The 17,019-nt window shown below is 68.2% G+C and carries 15 protein-coding genes; 8 read left to right on the forward strand and 7 right to left on the reverse strand.

What is annotated here, in order from left to right; genetic code table 11:
* Positions 1 to 166: 166 nt before the first annotated feature.
* A complete protein-coding gene (locus C3Y15_RS12635) occupies positions 167 to 952 on the forward strand; it encodes an aldolase/citrate lyase family protein (RefSeq protein WP_011886350.1) in 786 nt (261 codons plus the stop codon).
* A 134-nt stretch (positions 953 to 1,086) separates the two neighbouring features.
* A complete protein-coding gene (locus tag C3Y15_RS12640) occupies positions 1,087 to 1,803 on the forward strand; it encodes a tetratricopeptide repeat protein (RefSeq protein WP_059462196.1) in 717 nt (238 codons plus the stop codon).
* A 99-nt stretch (positions 1,804 to 1,902) separates the two neighbouring features.
* On the opposite strand, the gene rodA is transcribed toward C3Y15_RS12640, so the two are convergent.
* The 5 genes from rodA to C3Y15_RS12665 form a co-directional block, all read right to left on the reverse strand.
* Complete coding sequence (rodA, locus tag C3Y15_RS12645; protein WP_011886348.1) at positions 1,903 to 3,051, reverse strand: rod shape-determining protein RodA; 1,149 nt, start codon at positions 3,049 to 3,051, stop codon at positions 1,903 to 1,905.
* Positions 3,052 to 3,062: 11 nt separating this feature from the next.
* Positions 3,063 to 5,342 carry a penicillin-binding protein 2 gene (mrdA, locus tag C3Y15_RS12650; protein WP_069246363.1) on the reverse strand — a complete coding sequence of 760 codons (2,280 nt, stop codon included), beginning with the start codon at positions 5,340 to 5,342 and terminating at the stop codon, positions 3,063 to 3,065.
* Between the two features lie 110 nt (positions 5,343 to 5,452).
* Positions 5,453 to 5,965 (reverse strand): rod shape-determining protein MreD, encoded by a 513-nt coding sequence (gene mreD, locus C3Y15_RS12655; RefSeq protein WP_011886346.1) that lies wholly within the window; start codon positions 5,963 to 5,965, stop codon positions 5,453 to 5,455.
* A complete protein-coding gene (gene mreC, locus C3Y15_RS12660; RefSeq protein WP_069246362.1) occupies positions 5,962 to 6,990 on the reverse strand; it encodes a rod shape-determining protein MreC in 1,029 nt (342 codons plus the stop codon). Before mreC ends, mreD begins: the two co-directional genes overlap by 4 nt.
* A 128-nt stretch (positions 6,991 to 7,118) precedes the next feature.
* Positions 7,119 to 8,162, reverse strand: coding sequence for a rod shape-determining protein (locus C3Y15_RS12665; RefSeq protein WP_004189550.1), 1,044 nt, complete (start codon positions 8,160 to 8,162; stop codon positions 7,119 to 7,121).
* A 367-nt stretch (positions 8,163 to 8,529) separates the two neighbouring features.
* Between C3Y15_RS12665 and gatC the strand changes: the two genes are divergently transcribed.
* From gatC to C3Y15_RS12690, 5 genes are all read left to right on the forward strand, one after another.
* On the forward strand, positions 8,530 to 8,829 hold the full coding sequence (gene gatC, locus C3Y15_RS12670) for an Asp-tRNA(Asn)/Glu-tRNA(Gln) amidotransferase subunit GatC (protein WP_006407213.1): 300 nt from the start codon (positions 8,530 to 8,532) through the stop codon (positions 8,827 to 8,829).
* Between the two features lie 68 nt (positions 8,830 to 8,897).
* Positions 8,898 to 10,388, forward strand: coding sequence for an Asp-tRNA(Asn)/Glu-tRNA(Gln) amidotransferase subunit GatA (gene gatA / locus C3Y15_RS12675; RefSeq protein WP_011886344.1), 1,491 nt, complete (start codon positions 8,898 to 8,900; stop codon positions 10,386 to 10,388).
* Between the two features lie 4 nt (positions 10,389 to 10,392).
* Positions 10,393 to 11,865, forward strand: coding sequence for an Asp-tRNA(Asn)/Glu-tRNA(Gln) amidotransferase subunit GatB (gene gatB, locus C3Y15_RS12680; RefSeq protein WP_011886343.1), 1,473 nt, complete (start codon positions 10,393 to 10,395; stop codon positions 11,863 to 11,865).
* Positions 11,866 to 11,990: 125 nt separating this feature from the next.
* Positions 11,991 to 12,830: a polyphosphate kinase 2 family protein gene (locus C3Y15_RS12685; RefSeq protein WP_011886342.1), complete on the forward strand. Its 840-nt coding sequence runs from the start codon at positions 11,991 to 11,993 to the stop codon at positions 12,828 to 12,830.
* Positions 12,831 to 12,876: 46 nt separating this feature from the next.
* On the forward strand, positions 12,877 to 13,650 hold the full coding sequence (locus tag C3Y15_RS12690) for an exodeoxyribonuclease III (protein ID WP_011886341.1): 774 nt from the start codon (positions 12,877 to 12,879) through the stop codon (positions 13,648 to 13,650).
* A 125-nt stretch (positions 13,651 to 13,775) separates the two neighbouring features.
* Here the strand turns inward: C3Y15_RS12690 and C3Y15_RS12695 are convergent, their stop codons facing one another.
* Complete coding sequence (locus tag C3Y15_RS12695; RefSeq protein ID WP_011886340.1) at positions 13,776 to 14,828, reverse strand: NAD(P)-dependent alcohol dehydrogenase; 1,053 nt, start codon at positions 14,826 to 14,828, stop codon at positions 13,776 to 13,778.
* 224 nt (positions 14,829 to 15,052) lie between these two features.
* Between C3Y15_RS12695 and C3Y15_RS12700 the strand changes: the two genes are divergently transcribed.
* On the forward strand, positions 15,053 to 15,997 hold the full coding sequence (locus C3Y15_RS12700; RefSeq protein WP_014723857.1) for an AraC family transcriptional regulator: 945 nt from the start codon (positions 15,053 to 15,055) through the stop codon (positions 15,995 to 15,997).
* A 40-nt stretch (positions 15,998 to 16,037) separates the two neighbouring features.
* On the opposite strand, the gene C3Y15_RS12705 is transcribed toward C3Y15_RS12700, so the two are convergent.
* Complete coding sequence (locus C3Y15_RS12705) at positions 16,038 to 17,018, reverse strand: M48 family metallopeptidase (RefSeq protein WP_224056274.1); 981 nt, start codon at positions 17,016 to 17,018, stop codon at positions 16,038 to 16,040.
* Between the last annotated feature and the right edge of the window lies 1 nt (position 17,019).

The following is a 17,019-nucleotide window of genomic DNA, read 5'->3' on the forward strand; positions in this document are numbered from 1 at the left end:
TCCCTCCGCACCCGCATCACCACGCTTCGCCGCACATCCCACATTTCGCCCGACGGCGCGCTATGATCGACGCGTGGCGCCGCCTGCGCGTCCGCTCGGGCGCTGCCGTCCGGCCGTTCCCCAGTGCTGTTCCGTTCGACTGCCTGTCCGCCGGGAGGCCGTATCGATGAGCACGCTCACCAACACCATCAAGCAACGTCTACACGACGGCGACGAGCCGTTGTACGGCCTGTGGCTGTCGCTCGGCTGCGACTCGGTCGCGGAAGCGCTCGCACACGCCGGCTACGACTGGCTCTGCATCGACATGGAGCATGCGCCGAACGACAGCCGCGACGTCGCATCGCAGTTGCGGGCGCTCGCTGCCGCGCATCTGCCGACCGAGCCGGTCGTGCGCGTGCCGGGGCGCGAGCCGTGGCTCGTGAAGCGCGCGCTCGACGCCGGCGCGCGCACGCTGATGTTTCCCTGTATCGAAACGCCCGAAGAAGCCGCGCACGCCGTGCGGCTCACGCGCTTTCCGTCGCCGGAATCTCCCGACGGCCTGCGCGGCGTAGCCGGCATGGTGCGCGCGGCGGCGTTCGGCATGCGCCGCGATTATCTGCAGACGGCGAACGCGCAAGTCGCGGTGATCGTGCAGATCGAATCGGCGCGCGGCATCGACGAGGTCGAGCGGATCGCCGCGACGCCCGGCGTCGACTGCCTGTTCGTCGGCCCGGCCGATCTGGCGGCGAGCATCGGACATCTGGGCGACAGCCGCCACCCGGACGTCGCCGCCGCGATGGCGCGCGTGCTGGCGGCGGGCAAGCAGGCCGGCGTCGCGGTCGGCATCTTCGCGAACGATGTGGCGGGCGCGCGCCAGTACCGCGACGCCGGCTACCGGATGATCGCGCTGTCGGCCGACGTGAGCTGGCTGCTGCGCGCAACACGCCAGGCGCTGCAGGAGGTGCGGTCATGAACGACGTCGATCGAAACGGAGCAGGAGCCGGCGCCCCGACTGACGCAGGACCAGGCACGACCCCAGAACCAAGCACCGATGCCCGCGCCCGATCCGCACGCCACGCGGTCGGTCCGCGCGAGCGGCTCGGCGCGATGCTCGGCCTGTGCGTACTCTGCGCGGCAACCGCCGCCGCAGCCACCGCCCAAACCACCCCGCACCCGAAACCCGATCCCGCGCACGAGACGCAATCCGCGGTAGCCGACTACAACGCCGGCGACTATCGCGCCGCGCTCGTGCAGTTCCACGACGCGGCCGAGCGCGGCGACCGGCTCGCGCAGTTCAATTACGCGATGATGCTGCTCACCGGCGTCGGCGTGAGCGCGAACGTCGACGAGGGGCTGCGCTGGCTCAAGCGGGCGGCCGACGCCAACATGTCGCACGCGCAGTACGTGTACGGGCGCATGTTCGACGACGGCGAGTTCGTCGCGCGCAACCCGGCCGAAGCGCACCGCTGGTTCCTGCGCGCGGCGAAGCAGGGGCACGTGCAGGCCGAGCTGTCGCTCGCGAACCAGTTTCTCGACGGGCGCGGCACGCCGCGCGACAACCGGCAGGCGTTCGTCTGGTACAAGCAGGCGGCCGATTCGGGCGAGCCGACGGCGCAGTACGTGACCGCATCGTTCTACGAGCGCGGCGGCGATGGCGTCGTGCAGAACCTGAACATCGCGCGTGCCTACTACGCGGCGGCCGCCGCGCAGGGCGACGAGACGGCCGGGCTGAAATTCAAGGAGCTGAGTGCGCGGCTGAAGGCGCAGGAGCCCGCGGCGGGCGGCGGCGCGGACCATGCGAGCCCGCGCGCGACGCCGCAGTGAGCGCGCGACCGGCCGCGACCGCTCGTCGAGACGAAAAACGGCGCCGAGGCGCCGTTTTCGCTTGCCGCGGCCGCATGCGGCCATCCGTCGTGCGGGCGCTCAGCTCTTCATCAGCCGCCGCTGCCGCGCGACGCTCATGATCATCCCGATCGCGATGCCGAGCGTCGTGAGCGCGGTGCCGCCGTAGCTCATGAACGGCAGCGGCACGCCGACGACCGGCAGCACGCCGCTCACCATGCCGATGTTCACGAACGCATAGACGAAGAACGCGAGCGTGAGCGAGCCGGCGAGCAGCCGGCCGAACAGCGTCGCGCCCTGCGCGGCGATGTAGAGCCCGCGCGCGATCAGCGCCATGTACAGCGTCAGCAGCACGAGCCCGCCCGCGAGCCCCCATTCTTCGGAGAACACCGCGAAGATGAAGTCGGTGTGCTTCTCCGGAATGAATTCGAGGTGCGCCTGCGTACCCTTCAGATAACCCTTGCCGAGCACCCCGCCCGAACCGATCGCGATCACCGCCTGAATGGTGTGGAAGCCCTTGCCGAGCGGGTCGGAGGTCGGGTCGAGCAGCGTGCACACGCGGTGCTTCTGATAATCGTGCATCAGCGGCCATTGCACTTCCGGCTGGCAGATGCGCTCCTCGAACACCGCGATCGAGCCGACCGCGATCACGCCCGCGACCAGCACCGGCACGATCAGCTTGAACGACAGGCCGGCCAGATAGATCACGAAGAAGCCGGCCGCGAACACCAGCAGGCCGGTGCCGAGGTCGGGCTGCTTCGCGATCAGCCCGACGGGCACCAGCAGAATGCCGAACGCGGCGAGGAAGTCGTACCAGCGCAGCCCGCCTTCGCGGCGCTGGTAGTACCACGCGAGCATCAGCGGCGTCGCGATCTTGAGGATCTCGGACGGCTGGATCACGACGCCGACGTTCAGCCAGCGCTTCGCGCCCTTCTTGGTCATGCCGAACAGCGCGACCGCGACCAGCAGCGCGACCCCGACCGTATAGAGCGGGACCGCGAAGCGCATCAGCGTCGTCGGCGGGATATTGGCGATCACCCACATCAGCACGAACGTCAGCAGGATGTTGCGCAGTTGATCCTCGACGCGGCCCGGCATGTCGATGCTCGCGCTGTACAGCGTGACGATGCCGACGCACATCAGCAGGAACACGATGAGGGCGAGCGGGCGGTCGAAGCCCGCGAACATCTGCTTGATCTTGTCGAGCCAGGCGCGCTTGTCGAATTGCATGCCTTTCTCCGTTAATGAGCGGTGCCGGCGTTCGCCGCCTTCGCGGCGGCTGCGGCTCGGGAATTGTCGTCGCGCGGCGCAGCCGCGAGCGGCTGCGCATCGCTGGCCGGCCGGCGCGGCCGGTGCGGGCGCCGGATCGGCGGCAGGCTCGCGGGCCGCGGCGCCGCGGCGCTCGCCTCGGTCGCTGGCGCCGCGCTGGCGGCCGCCGCAGCACCCGGTGCCGACGCAGCCGACGCGGCCTGCGCCGCGCTCGCCGCGCTCGGCACCACCGGTGGCGGCAGCGCCGTGAAGCCGGCCGCCACGGTGACGGGCTTCGTCGCGTCGCCGATCACGGGCGCGCTCACCGGCTCGGTCGCCGATGCGGCGGCGGCCACGGCCGCGGCCTCGTTCTTCGGGTTCTGGCGCTCGACCAGGTAGTAGTCGAGCACGCGGCGTGCGATCGGGCCGGCGGACTGCGCGCCCCAGCCGCCGTTCTCGACGACCAGCGCGAGCGCGATCTGCGGATGGTCGACCGGCGCGTACGCGATGAACAGCGCGTGGTCGCGCAGATGCTCGGCGAGCAGGTGGCCCTTGTAGTTCGAGCCCTGCAGCGAGAACACCTGCGCGGTGCCGGTCTTGCCCGCCGCGACGTACTGCGCGCCGCGGAACACCTTGTACGCGGTGCCCGACGGGTTGTCGATGACGTTCTCCATCCCGCGCTTCACGACGTCGAGGTCGGCGGCCTTGAGCGGGATGACCTCGCTTTCCTTCGGCACCGTCAGGTGGCGCGCGCGCGTGATCGGATCCTCGACTTCCTTCACCAGGTGCGGCTTCATCACGACGCCGTTGTTCGCGAGCGTCGCGGTCGCATGCGCGAGCTGCAGGATCGTGAACGAGTTGTAGCCCTGGCCGATCCCGAGGCTGATCGTCTCGCCGTCGTACCACTTCTGCTGCGCAGGCTTCTTGAACGCCTTCTTCTTCCATTCGGTCGACGGCAGGATCCCGCGCGCCTCGCCCTGGATGTCGATGCCGGTGATCTGGCCGAACCCGAACGGCTTCATGAAGTTCGCGATCGCATTGACGCCGAGGTCGCGCGCGAGCATGTAGAAGTAGGTGTCGTTCGACACCATGATCGCCTTGTTCATGTCGACCCAGCCCTGGCCCGAGCGCACGTCGTTGCGGAACGTGTGGCCGCCGAACGTGAAGTAGCCGGGATCCTGGAAGCCCCAGCCCGGCGTGCGCTTGCCGAGCGTCAGGCCGGCCAGCGCCATGAACGGCTTGTACGTCGAGCCGGGCGGGTAGGTGCCGTGCAGCGGGCGGTTCAGGAGCGGCTTGTCGGGCGAGTTGTTCAGCTCGTCCCAGGTCTGCTGGTCGATGCCGTCGACGAACGAGTTCGGGTCGAAGCTCGGCGACGACACGAACGCGAGCACGTCGCCCGTCTTCGGTTCGATCGCGACGAGCGCGCCGCGCTTGCCGGCGAACGCCTGCTCGGCCACCTGCTGCAGCGCGATGTCGAGCGACAGCACGAGGTTGTCGCCGGGCGTCGCCTGCGTGCGCGACAGCGTGCGCACGGGCCGGCCGCCGGCCGTCACCTCGACTTCCTCGAAGCCCGTCAGGCCGTGCAGCTCGGTCTCGTAGCTCTGCTCGACGCCGATCTTGCCGATGTAGTCGGTGCCCTTGTAGTTGTTCGCGTCGCGGCGCGGATCGTAGTGTTCCGGATCGCTGTCGTTGTCGTCGCTCATCGCGTCGATGCGATCCTGGTCGCGCTTCGAGATCCGGCCGATATAGCCGATCACGTGCGCGGCCGTCATGCCGAGCGGATACTGGCGGAACAGCCGCGCGCGCACGTCGACGCCGGGGAAGCGGAAGCGCTGCGCGGTGAAGCGGGCGACTTCGGCGTCGGTCAGGCGCGTGCGGATCGGCAGGCTCTCGAAATTCTTCGAGTCTTCCTGCAGCTTCTTGAAGCGGCGGCGGTCGCGCGCGTCGATCGGAACGATCTCGGACAGCTTGTCGATCGTGTTGTCGAGCGTGTCGTCGAGCTTCGACGGCGTGATCTCGAGCGTGTACGCCGAGTAGTTCTTCGCGAGCACCACGCCGTTGCGGTCGGTGATGATGCCGCGGTTCGGCACGATCGGCGCGACCGAGATGCGGTTTTCCTCGGCCTGCAGCGCGTATTTGCCGTGCTGCAGCAGCTGCAGGTAGAAGAAGCGGCTCGCGAGCAGCCCGAAGCAGACGAACACGAACACGCCCGCCGCCGCGACGCGCAGGCGGAACTTCGAGAGCTGCTGTTGGGTGTCGTTGAATTCGGTCATGCGCTTACAGTCGATCCGGCCCGCGCACGTCGAGCGCGCGGGCGAGGGGCCGCCTCGGGGCGCTTCGGGCGTGGGGGCGGCAGGTCATCAAGGGGCGGTTCCGGTGCGGCTCAGATCGGGCGCGTGTCGTCCGGGTCGACCGGGCGGCGTTGCGGCATCAGCAGCAGATGGCTCGCGATCGGCCACAGCGCGGCCTCGACGAAGCCGTCCACCAGATAGCGCCAGCCGGGGAACGCGGCGCCCATCATCAGCCGGATCACGAACGGCACCAGTTGCGCGCCGACCAGCAGCGGCGTCACGTACAGCACTTGCACGCCGATCGGCATCCACAGCACGCGCCGGTGGATCGTGATCGCACCGTACGACAGCAGCGTATAGGCGAGCGCATGCTCGCCGAGCAGCCCCGCGTCGTGCACGTCCATCAGGATGCCGAGCGCGAACGCGACGCCCATCCCGACCTTGCGCGGCTGATGGATGTTCCAGAACAGCAGCACGAGCGCGACGAAGTCGGGCACGCCGGGCAGGCGGCCCCACGGCATCAGGTTCAGCAGGAACGCGGCGGCGAGGCTGAAGACGATGAAGTACGGGTTGACCGGCTGCAGGATGTATTGCGGGCGATTCATCGCTGGGCTCCTGGTTGCCCGGCCGCGGGCTGCGCGGGCGCCGCCGGAGCCGCTGCCGCAGGCGTCGCGCCCGGTGCGGCGGCCGGCTTCGCGTCGGCCTTCTCCTTGTCGACCTTCGCCGCGCCCTTCACGCCTTTCTTGCCCTTCGCGTTCTTGTCGGCCGGCTCGGGCTCGGCCGGGCGCGGCGGGACGTCGCTGCGGTAATGCAGCACCAGCATCTCGCGCGCGCCGCGCACCGCGGCGATCGGCGCGCAGGTCACGCGCGCGAACGCGGTATCGGCGAGCTTGTCGACGCGCACGACCTTCGCGACCGGCAGGCCGGGCGGATAGACGCCGTCGAGGCCGCTCGTGACGAGCTCGTCGCCCGCGACGAGGTCCGAGCTGGTCGGCACGAAGCGCAGATCCAGCGCATCGCCCTTCGGCGTGCCGTAGATCACGCTGCGCAGGCCGGTGCGCAGCACCTGCACCGGAATCGCGAGATCGCGGTCGGTGATCAGCGTGACTTCCGCCTGCAGCGGGAACACGCGCGTGACCTGGCCGACCACGCCGTCCTCGCTGACGACCGGCGCGCCGTGCTGGATGCCCTGTTGCGAGCCTTGCCCGATGACGATCTTCTGCGTGAACGGGTCGCTCGTGTCGTACTGGATCTCGACCGGCGTCGATTGCGTCGCGATGTGCTGGCGCAGCTCGAGCACCGCGCGCAGATGGATGTTTTCCTGCGCCAGCATCGCGGCCTGGTTGGCCTGGGTGGACAGCTGCAGGTTGCGCTTGCGCAGCGCGTCGTTCTCGTGGCGCAGCGACGCGCCGGTGACCGCGATGTCGGCCGCGCCCATGAACAGGTCGCGCGGCACGAGCGCCGCGCGCTGCAACGGGTACAGCACGGTGCCGAGCACGCCGCGGACGATTTCGAGCGTGCTGAAGCGCGCGTCCGACACGAGGAGCGCGATGGCGAGGGCGACGAAGAAGATGAGCCGCGCGAGCGCAGGCGGACCTTGCTTGAAGAGAGGCGGCGGACTGTATTCCATGGTCGGCGCCGGGCGCGTGGTGATCGGTTAAATAATGCTCAGACGCGCAAACGGCGTGGCGGTTCGTTCTGAGCGAGCGATCCGGCCACGCCGCGCGTGCGTCATGTCAAACGGGACTGCCTAGGCGATCACTCGTACGAGAAGATGCTGCCCAGCTTGTCCATGCGCTCGAGCGCCATGCCCGAGCCGCGCACGACGCAGGTGAGCGGATCTTCGGCGACGAGCACCGGCAGGCCGGTTTCTTCCGCGAGCAGGCGGTCGAGGTCGCGCAGCAGCGCGCCGCCGCCCGTCAGCATCATCCCGCGCTCGGCGATGTCGGCGCCGAGTTCCGGCGGCGTCTGCTCGAGCGCGATCTTCACCGACGACACGATCTGGTTCAGCGGGTCGGTCAGCGCTTCGAGGATTTCGTTGCTGGAGATCGTGAAGCTGCGCGGAATGCCTTCCGACAGGTTGCGGCCCTTCACTTCCATTTCCTTGACTTCGGAGCCCGGGAACGCGGAGCCGATTTCCTTCTTGATCGCCTCGGCCGTCTGCTCGCCGATCAACATCCCGTAGTTGCGGCGGATGTAGTTGACGATCGCTTCGTCGAATTTGTCGCCGCCGACGCGCACCGAGCCCTTGTAGACGATGCCGCCGAGCGAGATCACGCCGACTTCGGTCGTGCCGCCGCCGATGTCGACGACCATCGAGCCGGTGGCTTCCGACACCGGCAGGCCCGCGCCGATCGCGGCCGCCATCGGCTCCTCGATCAGGTAGACCTGCGACGCGCCCGCGCCGTGCGCGGCTTCCTTGATCGCGCGGCGCTCGACCTGGGTCGAGCCGCACGGCACGCAGATGATGATGCGCGGCGACGGCGAGAACATGCGAGACTCGTGCGCCGTCTTGATGAACTGCTTGATCATCTGCTCGGTGACGGTGAAGTCGGCGATCACGCCGTCCTTCATCGGGCGGATCGCCTCGATGTTGCCCGGCACCTTGCCGAGCATCTGCTTGGCTTCCTTGCCGACTGCCTGGATCGTCTTCTTGCCGTTGGGGCCGCCTTCCTGGCGGATCGACACCACCGACGGCTCATCGAGCACGATGCCCTTGCCGCGCATGTAGATCAGGGTGTTTGCGGTGCCGAGGTCGATCGCGAGATCGTTGGAGAAATAGCTGCGCAAAAAACCGAACATTCAGAATCCTGTTTCGCTCTGAGCCGGCCCTGGATAGCGAGCGCTGAGGGCGGCAGCGGAAAAAATAACAGCCTCGGGAAGCGTGGCGGAAGCGGCCGCCGCGGCGCACGAAGCTGCGAGTGATGTCTACCGGGAACCGCACGAAGCACGCACGGCTTGCCGAAGCGGCGAAACGGTGCGGGAAAAGGCTGGCCGGGTTTGGGTCGAACGCGTAATGATACCTTATAATTTCGCGGTATTTGAACCGAAACGGACGGTATTTTTGCCGCTTCGGTCCCGATTTTTGAGGGTGGGATCGCACCCTCCAACCCCCCGCCGCAGCGCGGTTTCAGATTGCGCTGCGCAGTCTTGTTTTTCCGGTGATCGCATGGCCCTGACCCTGACCGATGTGAAACGCATCGCGCACCTGGCGCGACTCGAAATGGCCGACGCCGACGCCGAGCACACGCTCGGCCAGCTCAATGAGTTCTTCGGCCTCGTCGAGCAGATGCAGGCGGTCGACACCGCCGGCATCGCGCCGCTCGCCCACCCGATCGAACAGATCCAGGAAGTCGCGCAGCGCCTGCGCGACGACGCCGTGACGGAAGTCGTCAATCGCGACGACAACCAGCGTCCGGCGCCGGCCGTCCAGGACGGCCTCTATCTCGTGCCGAAGGTGATCGAGTAAGCCTTCGACGACACGCGCGCCGGCGCCACGCCGCGCGCGCGACCCAGAATTCCCAGGAAAACCACTCAATGCACGCAAAAAGCCTGACCGAACTGCGCGCCGCGCTCGCCGCCAAGGAATGCTCGGCCGTCGAGCTCGCGCAGCTGTACCTGAAACGGATCGACGCGGCACGCGACCTGAACGCGTTCGTCCACGTCGACGCCGACCTCACCCTCGCGCAGGCGAAGGCCGCCGACGCCGAGCTCGCGCGCGGCGCGGGCGGCCCGCTGACCGGCGTGCCGATCGCGCACAAGGACGTGTTCGTCACGCGCGGCTGGCGCTCGACCGCCGGCTCGAAGATGCTCGAAAACTACCAGAGCCCGTTCGATGCGACCGTCGTCGCCCGCCTGCAGGCGGCCGGCATGGTCACGCTCGGCAAGACCAACATGGACGAGTTCGCGATGGGCTCGTCGAACGAAAACTCCGCGTTCGGCGCGGTGAAGAACCCGTGGGACACCCACGCGGTGCCGGGCGGCAGCTCGGGCGGCAGCTCGGCCGCCGTCGCCGCGCGCCTCGCGCCGGCCGCCACCGGCACCGACACCGGCGGCTCGATTCGCCAGCCCGCGTCGTTCGCGGGCGTGACGGGCATCAAGCCGACCTACGGCCGCGTGTCGCGTTACGGGATGATCGCGTTCGCGTCGTCGCTCGACCAGGGCGGCCCGATGGCGCAGAGCGCGTCCGACTGCGCGCTGCTGCTGAACGCGATGGCCGGCTTCGACGAGCGCGACTCGACGAGCCTCGAGCGCGACGACGAAGATTTCACGCGCCACCTCGGCCAGCCGTGGACGGCCGGCAGCGACGCGGCCAGGCCGCTCGCCGGGCTGCGCATCGGCCTGCCGAACGAGTATTTCGGCGCGGGCCTCGCCGACGACGTGCGCGCGACGATCGACGCGGCGCTCAAGCAATATGAAGCGCTCGGCGCGACGCTCGTGCCGGTGTCGCTGCCGAAGACGGAGCTGTCGATTCCCGTCTACTACGTGATCGCGCCGGCGGAAGCGTCGTCGAACCTGTCGCGGTTCGACGGCGTGCGCTTCGGCCACCGCGCCGCGCAGTACGGCGATCTGCTCGACATGTACAAGAAGTCGCGCGCCGAAGGCTTCGGCCCCGAGGTGAAGCGCCGGATCCTGGTCGGCACCTACGTGCTGTCGCACGGCTACTACGACGCCTACTACCTGCAGGCGCAGAAGATCCGCCGCATCATCGCGCAGGATTTCCAGGAAGCGTTCAAGTCCTGCGACGTGATCATGGGCCCGGCGTCGCCGACGGTCGCATGGGATCTCGGCGCGAAGGGCGACGATCCGGTGCAGATGTATCTCGCCGACATCTACACGCTGTCCGTGAGCCTCGCCGGCCTGCCCGGCATGAGCGTGCCGTGCGGCTTCGGCGCCGGCGCGAACGCGAAGCGCCCGGTCGGTCTGCAGATCATCGGCAACTATTTCAACGAAGCCCGGATGCTGCAGGTCGCCGATGCGTTCCAGCGCGCGACCGACTGGCACAAGCAAGTACCGGCAGGGGTGTAAGCATATGACTCAATGGGAAGTCGTCATCGGTCTCGAGACGCACGCGCAACTGTCGACCGTCTCGAAGATTTTCTCCGGCGCGCCGACGCAGTTCGGCGCCGAGCCGAACACGCAGGCCTGCCCGGTCGATCTGGCGCTGCCGGGCGTGCTGCCGGTGCTGAACCGCGGCGCGGTCGAGCGGGCGATCCGCTTCGGCCTCGCGATCGGCTCGACCATCGCGCCGCGCAGCATCTTCGCGCGCAAGAATTATTTCTACCCCGATCTGCCGAAGGGCTATCAGATCAGCCAGTACGAGATCCCGGTCGTCCAGGGCGGCCAGATCACGATCCAGGTGCCGGCCAACGAAAAGGCCGGCAAGCCGGCGTACGAGAAGACGGTCAACCTGACCCGCGCGCATCTCGAGGAAGATGCGGGCAAGTCGCTGCATGAGGACTTCGCCGGGATGACCGGGATCGACCTGAACCGCGCGGGCACGCCGCTGCTCGAGATCGTCACCGAGCCGGAAATGCGCAGCGCGGCCGAGGCCGTCGCGTACGCGAAGGCGCTGCACGCGCTCGTCGTGTGGCTCGGCATCTGCGACGGCAACATGCAGGAAGGCTCGTTCCGCTGCGACGCGAACGTGTCGGTGCGCCCGGTCGGCCAGGAGAAGTTCGGCACGCGCGCCGAGATCAAGAACCTGAACTCGTTCCGCTTCCTCGAGGAGGCGATCAACTACGAAGTGCGACGCCAGATCGAGCTGATCGAGGACGGCGGCGAAGTCGTGCAGGAAACGCGCCTGTACGATCCGGACAAGCGCGAGACGCGCTCGATGCGCAGCAAGGAAGACGCGCACGACTACCGCTACTTCCCCGATCCCGACCTGATGCCGCTCGTGATCGGCCAGGACTGGATCGAGCGCGTGCAGGCCGGGATGCCCGAGCTGCCGGCCGCGATCCAGCAGCGCTTCGTCGACCAGTACGGCGTGTCCGCGTACGACGCCGGCGTGCTGACGTCGAGCAAGGCGATGGCCGCGTACTTCGAGGCGGTGGTCGCGAAGGCCGGCGCGGCGAACGCGAAGATCGCCGCGAACTGGCTGATGGGCGACGTATCGTCGCAGCTGAACCGCGACGGCATCGAGATCGACGCGATTCCGGTGTCGGCCGCGCAGCTCGCGCTGGTGCTGCAGCGCATCGCCGACGGCACGATCTCGAACAAGATCGCGAAGGAAATCTTCGCGACGATCTGGGACGAGAAGGCGACCGACGAAGGCGCGGCCGACCGCATCATCGACGCGAAGGGCCTCAAGCAGATCTCCGACACCGGCGCGCTGGAGGCGATCATCGACGAGGTGCTGGCGGCGAACGCGAAATCGGTCGAGGAATTCCGCGCGGGCAAGGAGAAGGCGTTCAACGCGCTGATCGGCCAGGCGATGAAGGCGACCAAGGGCAAGGCCAATCCGCAGCAGGTCAACGAGCTGTTGAAGAAGAAGCTCGGCTGAACGTGGCCGCGCACCCGAGCCGCGTGTGACGACGGGCCGCCGCCGAACCTGTTCGGGGCGGCCCGTCGCTTTGGCGGATGCGCTATCGTGTGCGACTGACCGCGCACCGTCCAACGGAGGAACGAATGGCGAAACAACCGTCGCTCGACGATTTCCGCGTGCCGTACGGCACGCGCGACAAGGCAGCTGCCGCATTCACGCTCGACGCGTTCGATCCGGCGGCGAAGCCATTCTCGTCGGGCTCGAAGGATACCGACCGCGAACGGCTGTCGGCCGTGTCGATCGAACTCGACACGCATCAGGAACGCCTGCACGCGCAGCACAAGAAGCGCGTGCTGCTGGTGCTGCAGGGCATGGACACCAGCGGCAAGGACGGCACCGTGCGCGCGGTGTTCCGCGAAGTCGATCCGCTCGGCCTGCGCGTCGTGCCGTTCAAGGCGCCGACGCCGATCGAGGCCGCGCACGATTTCCTGTGGCGCGTGCACGCGCAGGTGCCGGCCGCGGGCGAGCTCGCGATCTTCAATCGCAGCCACTATGAAGACGTGCTGGTGCCGCGCGTGCTCGGCATGATCGACGCGAAGGAATGCGAGCGCCGCTACCGGCAGATCCGCGATTTCGAGACGATGCTGGTCGAGAGCGGCACGACGATCGTCAAGTGCTTCCTGCACATTTCGAAGGACGAGCAGCGCGCACGGCTGCAGGCGCGCATCGACGATCCGACCAAGCATTGGAAGTTCGACATCGCCGATCTCGACGCGCGCAAGCACTGGGATGCGTATCAGTCGGCATACCGCGATGCGCTCGCCGCGACGTCGGTCGAGCATGCGCCGTGGTACGTGATTCCGGCGAACTCGAAGACGCACCGCAACGTGATGATCGCCGAGCTGCTGCTGCGCACGCTGACCGACATGAAGCTCGAATTCCCGCCGCCGAAGCCGGAGCTCGAAGGCGTGAAGATCAGCTAGCGATCCCGTCAAACCCATCGAAACGAACAGAACCACGGAACCCGACATGATGCGAGTGATTACCGCCAACCTGAACGGCATCCGCTCCGCCGCGAAGAAGGGCTTCTTCGACTGGCTCGGCGAACAGAACGCCGACTGCGTCTGCGTGCAGGAAATCAAGGTGTCGGCCGACGACCTGCCGGCCGAATTCGTCGAGCCGCACGGCTTCAAGAGCTATTTCCATCACGCGGCGAAGAAGGGCTACAGCGGTGCGGGCGTGTACAGCCGCCGTGAGCCCGACGACGTGATCATCGGCTTCGGCAGCAGCGAATTCGATCCCGAGGGGCGCTACGTCGAGGCGCGTTACGGCAAGCTGTCGGTCGTGTCGGTGTACGTGCCGTCCGGCTCGAGCGGCGAAGAGCGCCAGCAGGCGAAGTACCGCTTCATGGACGAATTCATGCCGCATCTCGCCGAGCTGAAGCAGCAGCGTGAGGTGATCCTGTGCGGCGACGTGAACATCGTCCACAAGGAAATCGACATCAAGAACTGGAAGAGCAACCAGAAGAACTCGGGCTGCCTGCCCGAGGAGCGCGCGTGGCTCACGCAGCTGTTCGACGAGGTCGGCTACGTCGACGTGTTCCGCACGCTGGACCCGCGCCCCGAGCAGTACACGTGGTGGAGCAACCGCGGCCAGGCGTACGCGAAGAACGTCGGGTGGCGCATCGACTACCAGATCGCGACGCCGGGCGTCGCGGGCACCGCGAAAAGCACGTCGATCTTCAAGGACATCAAGTTCAGCGATCACGCGCCGCTGACGGTCGATTACGACTACAAGAAGTGAGCGGCGGCATCGGCGTAACGCGCGATGCGAATTGCGCGTTACGCGGCCGTCGGGCCGTTCCGACGGTCGATGAAAAACGGGCCGCATGTCCTTCGACATGCGGCCCGTTTTCGTTGCGACGCCGGTTACTGCGCGAGCGACGCCATGTCGACCACGAACCGGTACTTCACGTCGCTCTTGAGCATCCGTTCGTACGCGGCATTGATCTGCTGCATCGGGATGACCTCGATGTCCGACGTGATCCCGTGCTGCGCGCAGAAATCGAGCATCTCCTGCGTTTCGGCGATCCCGCCGATCAGCGAGCCCGCGAGACGGCGGCGCTTGAAGATCAGGTTGAACACCTGCGGCGACGGATGGTCGTGCTCGGGCGCGCCGACGAGCGTCATCGTGCCGTCGCGCTTCAGCAGGTTCAGGAACGGGTTCAGGTCGTGCTGCGCGGCGACCGTGTTGAGGATGAAGTCGAAGCTGTTCAGGTGCGCGTTCATCTGCGCTTCGTCCTTCGAGACCACCACTTCGTGCGCGCCGAGCCGCTTGCCGTCTTCGATCTTCGACGGCGACGTCGTGAACAGCACGACGTGCGCGCCCATCGCGCGGGCGAGCTTCACGCCCATGTGGCCGAGGCCGCCCAGGCCGACGATCCCGACCTTCTTGCCGGGGCCGGCGTTCCACTGGCGCAGCGGCGAATAGGTCGTGATCCCCGCGCACAGCAGCGGCGCGGCGCCGGCCGGATCGAGCGACTCGGGCACGCGCAGCACGAACGCCTCGTCGACGACGATCCGCGTCGAATAGCCGCCGTACGTAACCTCGCCCGTCACGCGGTCCTGGCCGTTGTAGGTGCCGACGAAGCCGTTCTCGCAATACTGCTCGAGGCCTTCCGCGCAACTCGGGCAGGTGCGGCACGAATCGACGAGACAGCCGACGCCGACCAGCTCGCCGACCTTGAAGCGCGAGACCTGCGGGCCGGTCGCGCTGACGCGGCCGACGATTTCATGGCCCGGCACGACCGGGTAGATCGTGTTGCGCCATTCGTTGCGGGCCTGATGAAGGTCCGAGTGGCAGACGCCGCAGTACAGCACCTCGATCTGCACGTCGAGGTCGCGCAGCGCGCGGCGCTGGAGTTCGAAAGGGGCGAGCGGCGAGCGCGCGTCGGTCGCCGCGTAAGCGTAGGTTGTGCTCATGCAATGGGCTCCTGATCCGGAAATCCGGCAAAACGGGCTGCCGCCGCGTCATGTGGCGGCGCGGCGAGACAGGCTCCCATCCTAAGGAGCGCGCCGCGCCGGCGAAATACACGAAGGTCTGGAAGATTTGCCTATTCCTCTCGAATTTGGCGCGGACGGCCGCCGGGACGCTTTCCCGGTGCTACATTGCGAGCCTGATTCTCTTGCCGGACAGGACGACGCCGATGAGCTTCCAGCCCCTTTTCGACGACTCGGGCGAGCGCGTTCGGCGCCGCATGATCGAGCTGCATGCGCGCCTCGCGCCGCACGAAGGCGACACGCTCGCGGCGCTCGACGGCGTGCGCTTCATTCGCGTGAGCCGGCCCGTGCCGCGCATGCCGGTGTTGTACGAGCCGAGCATCGTGGTCGTGTGCCAGGGCCGCAAGCTCGGCTATCTCGGCGACCGCTCGTTCGTCTACGACGCGCAGCAGTATCTGGTGCTGTCGGTGCCGCTGCCGTTCGAATGCGAGACTTTCGCGAGCCCGGACGAGCCGTTTCTCGCGATCTCGATCCGCATCGATCTGGCCGTGATCGCCGAACTGGCGATCCTGCTCGACGAGACGCTCGGCGCGGCGGCGAGCGAGCCGCATGGCGTGTATTCGACCTCGCTCGACGCGCCGCTCGCCGACGCGGTGCTGCGGCTGCTCGAAGCGCTCGCGTCGCCGCACGACACGCGCGTGCTCGGGCCGGCCATCATGCGCGAGATCGCGTATCGCGTGCTGACCGGCGCGCAGGGCGACGCGATTCGCGCGGCGCTGGTCCAGCAGCATCATTTCGGACGCGTCGCGAAGGCGCTGCGGCGCATTCACGCAGACCTGAAAGCCGATCTCGACGTCGACACGCTCGCGCGCGAGGCCGGCATGAGCGTCGCGGTGTTCCACGCGCAGTTCAAGCACGTGACGGCGACTTCCCCGATGCAGTACGTGAAGGCCGCGCGCCTGCACCAGGCGCGGCTGATGATGATCCAGGACGGTTTGGGGGCGGGCGCCGCCGCCGCGCGGGTCGGCTATGCGAGCGCGTCGCAGTTCAGCCGCGAGTTCAAGCGGCTGTTCGGCCGCAGCCCCGGGGACGAGGTGCGCTCGATGCGCGACAGCGGCAGCCGGCCGGTCGAGTCGGAACTCGACGCGTAGCGCGCGGCCGGCCCGACGGATCAGCCGCCGCCGCTGGCGCTCAGCGCCGCGCGACCTTGCGCCGCTGCGCGCTGATGCCCGCGTAGTCGGGCAGCGCGTCGACGCGTGTGCCGATCGCCTTCGCATACAGCGGCATCAAGTCGGGCAGGCGGTTCAGCAGGTCCTGCCGGCGCGCGGCGCTGTACGGGTGCAGGTAGATGAAGCCCGACGTGCGGTTCGCGCGGGTCGCCGCGGCGAGCTTGTCCCACAGCGTGATCGCCGCGCGCGGATCGAAGCCCGCGCGGGCGGCGATGTCGCCGCCGATCACGTCGGCTTCGGTTTCGTCGGTCGGGTCGTAGCGCAGCGTCTGCAGACGCGCGCCCAGGTTCAGCGCCTGCGGCAGCGGATCGCCGACGCCAAACAGCGGCGGCAGCGTGGCCGCGCGCAGCGACGTCTGCGTCGTCGCGCCGAAATTGCTGCGCGCATGTTCGCGCAGCGCATGCGCGATGCCGTGCGCGAGCAGCACGCCGAGCTCGTCGTCGTTCAGGCGGATGCGGTCGAGCAGCCCGCCGTACACCAGCACCTTGCCGCCCGGCAGACACATGACGCGAATCTCGCGCGAGCGGATCGCGTTGACGTCCCATTGCCAGCTCTTCACGCGATCGTTCCACTTCACCGAATACGGCGCGAGCTTGTCGACGATCGCGCGCAGGCGCTTCACGCCCGGCTGCGTCGCGGGCAGCAGGCGGTTGCCGTCGGCGGCGGTCTGCACGATCTGCGCGTATTCGCTCGCGGTGAGTTGTTCGAGCAGCGGCGACGGGATCAGCGTGCGGAACGCGATCGCGTTGCCGTAGCGCACCTGCTGCGCCGCCGGTGTGTAGGCTTTCGCATGTGCGGCCGCGCCGCTCGGCTGGGCGGCTTCCGCGCCGGACGGTGCGACCGGCGGCGCGGCGGCGGACACGGCCGCGGGCGCCGTGGCGGGTGGGGGGCTGGCCGATGGCGCGCTGGCGTCGGCAGCATGGGCGCTGCCAGCGCCGCCCAAC

The sequence above is a fragment of the Burkholderia sp. B10 genome, assembly GCF_004368385.1.
GTDB lineage: Bacteria > Pseudomonadota > Gammaproteobacteria > Burkholderiales > Burkholderiaceae > Burkholderia > Burkholderia vietnamiensis.

What these genes read in the sequence shown, in the direction of transcription:
- C3Y15_RS12635 (WP_011886350.1), top strand. Translation starts at nt 167, where the DNA reads ATGAGCACGCTCACCAACACCATCAAGCAACGTCTACACGACGGCGAC.
- C3Y15_RS12640 (WP_059462196.1), top strand. Translation starts at nt 1,087, where the DNA reads ATGCTCGGCCTGTGCGTACTCTGCGCGGCAACCGCCGCCGCAGCCACC.
- rodA (WP_011886348.1), bottom strand. Translation starts at nt 3,051, where the DNA reads ATGCAATTCGACAAGCGCGCCTGGCTCGACAAGATCAAGCAGATGTTC.
- mrdA (WP_069246363.1), bottom strand. Translation starts at nt 5,342, where the DNA reads ATGACCGAATTCAACGACACCCAACAGCAGCTCTCGAAGTTCCGCCTG.
- mreD (WP_011886346.1), bottom strand. Translation starts at nt 5,965, where the DNA reads ATGAATCGCCCGCAATACATCCTGCAGCCGGTCAACCCGTACTTCATC.
- mreC (WP_069246362.1), bottom strand. Translation starts at nt 6,990, where the DNA reads ATGGAATACAGTCCGCCGCCTCTCTTCAAGCAAGGTCCGCCTGCGCTC.
- C3Y15_RS12665 (WP_004189550.1), bottom strand. Translation starts at nt 8,162, where the DNA reads ATGTTCGGTTTTTTGCGCAGCTATTTCTCCAACGATCTCGCGATCGAC.
- gatC (WP_006407213.1), top strand. Translation starts at nt 8,530, where the DNA reads ATGGCCCTGACCCTGACCGATGTGAAACGCATCGCGCACCTGGCGCGA.
- gatA (WP_011886344.1), top strand. Translation starts at nt 8,898, where the DNA reads ATGCACGCAAAAAGCCTGACCGAACTGCGCGCCGCGCTCGCCGCCAAG.
- gatB (WP_011886343.1), top strand. Translation starts at nt 10,393, where the DNA reads ATGACTCAATGGGAAGTCGTCATCGGTCTCGAGACGCACGCGCAACTG.
- C3Y15_RS12685 (WP_011886342.1), top strand. Translation starts at nt 11,991, where the DNA reads ATGGCGAAACAACCGTCGCTCGACGATTTCCGCGTGCCGTACGGCACG.
- C3Y15_RS12690 (WP_011886341.1), top strand. Translation starts at nt 12,877, where the DNA reads ATGATGCGAGTGATTACCGCCAACCTGAACGGCATCCGCTCCGCCGCG.
- C3Y15_RS12695 (WP_011886340.1), bottom strand. Translation starts at nt 14,828, where the DNA reads ATGAGCACAACCTACGCTTACGCGGCGACCGACGCGCGCTCGCCGCTC.
- C3Y15_RS12700 (WP_014723857.1), top strand. Translation starts at nt 15,053, where the DNA reads ATGAGCTTCCAGCCCCTTTTCGACGACTCGGGCGAGCGCGTTCGGCGC.